The sequence below is a fragment of the Thermodesulfobacteriota bacterium genome (assembly GCA_034189135.1).
Lineage (GTDB): Bacteria > Desulfobacterota > Desulfobacteria > Desulfobacterales > JAUWMJ01 > JAUWMJ01.
This window is the reverse complement of record JAXHVO010000010.1, coordinates 1-4,815: the sequence shown is the minus strand read 5'-3', so window position 1 is coordinate 4,815 and position 4,815 is coordinate 1. Positions and strand designations below refer to the sequence as shown.

Genomic DNA, 4,815 nt, shown 5'->3' with positions numbered 1-4,815 from the left:
AATGTATCTATTCATGCCATCGAGCATGATATCGTACTTACCCAGGATATCATTTTTGACTATGAAAAATCCGGCAAAATTAGCTCTGTGCTAAATCTTTAATTATTGAACAGGCTCAAATATTAAAACTCAAACGGTTCACAAATAAGACTATTGATAAGAAACTTCCCGGCCCCTCAAATATTTTTCTTTTAAAAACAGGTAAAGAAGGGTATGTTGGTATTTAATATTTCCTGTTGAATTATGACTGATCTGACCATTGAACAAAAATAAAAGACCGCCTTATATTTATGAAATTCACCCGACGAGATTTCATAACCAATTCCATTGCCCTTGCCGGCTCGTTTCTCATTCCCAGTCGAATTCTTTACGCTGCAAAGGGAAAAGGGAAAAGATGGTATCCCGCTTATGGGCAACTGGAGCAGGAAGGTAAATTGGCTCAACGGATAGAGCAAGCCTACTCTATCTTCGAACAGTGCGAACTATGTCCCCGTCGGTGTGGCGTTAATCGCCAAAAGGGCGAGCTGGGTTTTTGCCGTGCACCGGCCAAACTTGTGGTCTATTCGGCCAGTCCTCACTTTGGTGAGGAAATATCGCTGGTCGGAAAAAACGGATCTGGTACCATTTTTTTCTCTAACTGCAATCTTCGCTGTGTTTTTTGCCAGAACTGGCCCATATCCCATAAAGGATATGGCAGGGAAATGACTGATAAAGACCTGGCCGGTATTATGATGCTTCTTCAGAAGATCGGCTGTCATAACATCAACCTAGTCACCCCCACCCATGTGATGCCGAATATCTTGAATGCGGTGAGAATGGCCTTTAAAAAAGGACTTCGCATTCCGCTGGTTTATAATACCAGTGGCTACGAACGTGTTGAAATATTGAAAATGCTCGACGGTATCGTGGATATCTATTTACCGGATATGAAATTTATGGATACGGATTACGCAGAAATATATTTGGGCGGAGCGTCAGACTATCCTGACATGGCAAAAAAAGCGATTATGGAAATGAATCGACAGGTGGGGAAGCACATGGTTGACAGCCAGGGTATCGCTTTTCAAGGGCTGATGATCAGGCACCTGGTGATGCCCAATCAGGTTGCCGGAACTAAGAAATTCGTTCAATGGGTGGCCGAGAACCTTCCAAAATCCACCTATGTAAACATTATGCATCAATACAGTGTAGAGTTTAAAGCCTTTGACTACCCAAAAATTGCTCGTAGAATCACCGTGGAAGAATATTTGCAGGCAATGAAATCGGCCGAAAAATGCGGCTTGACCAAGCTTGACCCCCGCTCTATCGATATTAAGAATATATATGTTAAACAGGAAGCAAAACAATATCAATAAAATTATCATCTACCAGCTCACATGAAGATAACTAGAAGCTGATTGTTGAAGAGAATTGGATCCATGCCCTTTTACCCCATTAAAATTTAAGGAGGTTCACATGCATGACGACAGGAAAGTTTGGCTCAACGGCAACATGATTCCCTGGCAGGAGGCCACGGTGCCGCTCTTGTCACACGGATTTTCCCGGGGATCCGCCATCTTTGAGGTCTTTGGTATTCATGAGGGCCCCAACGGCCCTGTGGCCTTTCGCATGGACGAACATCTCAAGCGGCTGATGAAAAGCGCCAGTCTTTTAGGTATGGAAATGGCCTACTCCACGAATGAGATGGTCAAGGCTGTTAGCGAAACCGTCAAAACCAACCATTTGGGACGTGGTTTGATAAAAATGCTGGCCTACTGGGGTGAGGAGGCAATCATTAATTTGGTACTGGAATCCAAGCTTGACCTGGCCATCTTTGCCATTCCGGCAAGCGAAGAGTTGAGCATGGATTTAGCCCAGCCAATCACAGCCTGTCTATCCAAGTGGCGAAAAATTCATCCCGAAACAGTACCCGTCGCAGCCAAGGCTTGTTCCAACTATTTAAACGGATATCTGGCTCGAAAAGACGCTTTTGAACGAGGGTTTGACGTTGGCTTTATGTTGGGAACCGATGGTTTTCTGACCGAAGGTTCCATTGAATCGGTCTTCCTGGTTAAAGATGGAATTCTTAAAACTCCACCCCTGGGGCGTGTTCTGTCCAGTATTACTCGTTTATCCATCCTTCAGGTTGCACCCATAATCGGCATTCCCTTCTCAGAGGATCCGATTTCGCAAGAAGAGCTTTTCACTGTAGACGAAATTTTCACCTCCTATTCGGGGACAAAGGTTTCACCGGTCGCCCGTTTTGAAGACCGGCATCTGCAAGCACCGGGACCGATAACCAAGCAGGTTAAGGATCAGATGAACAGCATCATTAACTTTTCTGATGACCGCTTCAATGACTGGTTCCAGGCGCTCGATTAAATTTTTATCACAATTTAAAATGCTTAAAGTGGTAGTCAAGGGTGAGATAAAGAATGTCTTTGTATTATCCGGTTATATATTTTAAAAATTCTTTCATGGTAAATTTTTTTGTAGTAATATAACAAATTGTGTTAGGAAGTTTTGATATAAAATTAGTGATCCATATTGTAAAATGAATGCAGATCACTCACATGGAGGAAAATCCTGATGAATTTAAAAAAATTTCTGGTGCCGGTGGATGGATCTGAGTATTCCATGAGAGCAGCCAAATATGCTGCGGAGCTGGTTACGCTCATGGACGGTGAAATCGTACTTATGCATTGCCACAAATCGTTTCCGGTCGTTTTGGGAGAACCCCACTTCCAAAACGCCATCAACAAAATAACGGAAAAGTCAAACAAGCTGGTAGCGCCTTATCGAAAACTTTATCAGGAAAGCGAAATTTCTTTTATAGAAAGAATTCTTGAAGGACCTGCTGCCAATGCGATTTGTGAAGTTGCCAATCTTGAAAAAATAGACATGATTGTCATGGGTTCTCGAGGACGCAGCAAACTGGAAGGATTGCTGTTAGGAAGTTGTACCCAACGGGTACTAACTATGGCACCCTGCCCTGTCCTGGTTATTCGATAATTTGATGAACAGTAAAAAATCAATCGCACCAGACAGCGATGGCAAGGAACTGAAAGGATTGGATTTGCGCAGCGGTTTCGGTCCGCTTCTGCTGTTATCGGCCATTTTCTTTCTTAACTTCACCGCCAGGGTCGTCTATGCGCCGCTGATGCCGGAAATCGAAGCAAACCTTGACATCACCCATGCCGCTGCCGGTTCCCTGTTTTTTTACCTCTCCATCGGATATTTCATCACTTTACTAGGGTCTGGCTGGATTGCAGCCAGCCTGAACCATCGACGAACCATTATTCTCTCTTCTGTTGTTCTTGGCCTTACTTTGATCTTCACCGCTTTTAGCAGCAGTCTCCTGGCCATTCGGATTACCCTGCTTCTGTTAGGAGCTGGTGCTGGCCTTTACCTGCCATCAGGGATTGCCACCCTCACGGGGCTGATCAATCCGCGATATTGGGGAAAAGCGATTGCCGTCCATGAACTGGCTCCCAATCTGGGTTTTATGATGGCGCCATTATTATCGGAGTTAATCATGGTATGGTTTTCCTGGCGGGCGGTCCCTGTGATGCTGGGTATGACCAGTATCTTACTCGGAGTCATGTTTGCCCGCTACGGTCGTGGTGGTTCCTTTACCGGTGCGGCTCCGGGATTGGCCTCCTTTAAAATCTTCCTTGCCAAGCCTCCTTTCTGGATTCTGGTGGTGCTGTTCGGCCTGGGAGTCGCTGGTACCCTTGGTGTTTACACCATGCTCCCGTTGTACCTGGTCACCGATCACGCCATTGATCGAAACTTAGCCAACACCCTGGTGTCTTTTTCCAGGGTTTCATGTCTGTTTATGGCATTTGCAGGTGGATGGGCCTCGGATCGTTTCGGTCCACGTCAAACAATGATTGTCGTTTTCCTGGTTAGCGGAATGGCTACCATTGCGATGGGGGCAACTTCAGGCGATTGGGTTCTATGGGCAATTTTTATACAGCCCATGGCGTCGGTATGCTTTTTCCCGGCCGGTTTCGCAGCACTCTCCCGTATTGGACCGCCCGAAGCCCGAAACATTGCCGTTTCTCTGGCCGTACCTTTTGCCTTCATGATTGGCGGTGGGGCGGTTCCTATTTTTATCGGCTTTATGGGCGATGTTGCCTCATTCACCATTGGAATTTGCCTGGTCGGCGGCATGATTATCCTGGGTGCGATTCTTGCCTATTTCCTTAAATTATAACTCAAGTTTCGCACCCCTTATCTACGGTGGAGGCGGTATTCTTAAAGCGCCGATTCGCGTTGAAGGTGTGAATCGAGACAGTTATATTATTTTCTTCCAGGGGATATGAATTGAATCGGTTGCAGCGTGTCCGGATATTTGGGATAAAGTCTATCCGTTGCTAAACAATATAACAGGGACAGCATCTCCCAAATATCCGAACACTGCGAAAAGATGGAATAGATCCCCCACATATCCCCTTACAGAAAAAAATATAACCATCTCGATTCACATCTGATTTTTTTTGTTACCTGCCGTCAGGGCATTGCTTCCGCCAAACTGCGGTGCGAAACTTGAGTTATAATCTCTCACATATTTGGTTGACAATCTGTAATCAATTCCAACATTCGATGTAATATCAAACCGCTACAAAATCCGACTCATATACCAACCTTAGATCTATCCATCCAATCTTTCGATATCTTAAAAGCTTTTTTTTAAATTCCACCAACAGCATTTAAGTCATGACCTCCGGCCCAGCCGGAGGCTTGCATAAAGCCCTATAAGGGCATCGATACTGATAACCCCTTAAGGGGTATTATTGTGTTAAAATTACTGTTCTGCGACCAAATCCATTT

At 45.0% G+C, this 4,815-nt stretch carries 4 protein-coding genes; all 4 read left to right on the top strand.

Annotated elements, in window-relative coordinates; all coding sequences use genetic code 11:
• The first annotated feature begins 290 nt into the window (after positions 1-290).
• The 4 genes from SWH54_01350 to SWH54_01335 all read left to right on the top strand — a co-directional run bounded on the left by SWH54_01350 (position 291) and on the right by SWH54_01335 (position 4,198).
• Complete coding sequence (locus SWH54_01350; GenBank protein MDY6789888.1) at positions 291-1,355, top strand: radical SAM protein; 1,065 nt, start codon at positions 291-293, stop codon at positions 1,353-1,355.
• A 100-nt stretch (positions 1,356-1,455) separates the two neighbouring features.
• Positions 1,456-2,361 carry an aminotransferase class IV gene (locus SWH54_01345; protein ID MDY6789887.1) on the top strand — a complete coding sequence of 302 codons (906 nt, stop codon included), beginning with the start codon at positions 1,456-1,458 and terminating at the stop codon, positions 2,359-2,361.
• 207 nt (positions 2,362-2,568) lie between these two features.
• Positions 2,569-2,991, top strand: coding sequence for a universal stress protein (locus tag SWH54_01340; protein MDY6789886.1), 423 nt, complete (start codon positions 2,569-2,571; stop codon positions 2,989-2,991).
• Between the two features lie 4 nt (positions 2,992-2,995).
• A complete protein-coding gene (locus tag SWH54_01335) occupies positions 2,996-4,198 on the top strand; it encodes an MFS transporter (GenBank protein ID MDY6789885.1) in 1,203 nt (400 codons plus the stop codon).
• Positions 4,199-4,815: the final 617 nt, after the last annotated feature.

What these genes read in the sequence shown, in the direction of transcription:
- SWH54_01350 (MDY6789888.1), top strand. Translation starts at nt 291, where the DNA reads ATGAAATTCACCCGACGAGATTTCATAACCAATTCCATTGCCCTTGCC.
- SWH54_01345 (MDY6789887.1), top strand. Translation starts at nt 1,456, where the DNA reads ATGCATGACGACAGGAAAGTTTGGCTCAACGGCAACATGATTCCCTGG.
- SWH54_01340 (MDY6789886.1), top strand. Translation starts at nt 2,569, where the DNA reads ATGAATTTAAAAAAATTTCTGGTGCCGGTGGATGGATCTGAGTATTCC.
- SWH54_01335 (MDY6789885.1), top strand. Translation starts at nt 2,996, where the DNA reads ATGAACAGTAAAAAATCAATCGCACCAGACAGCGATGGCAAGGAACTG.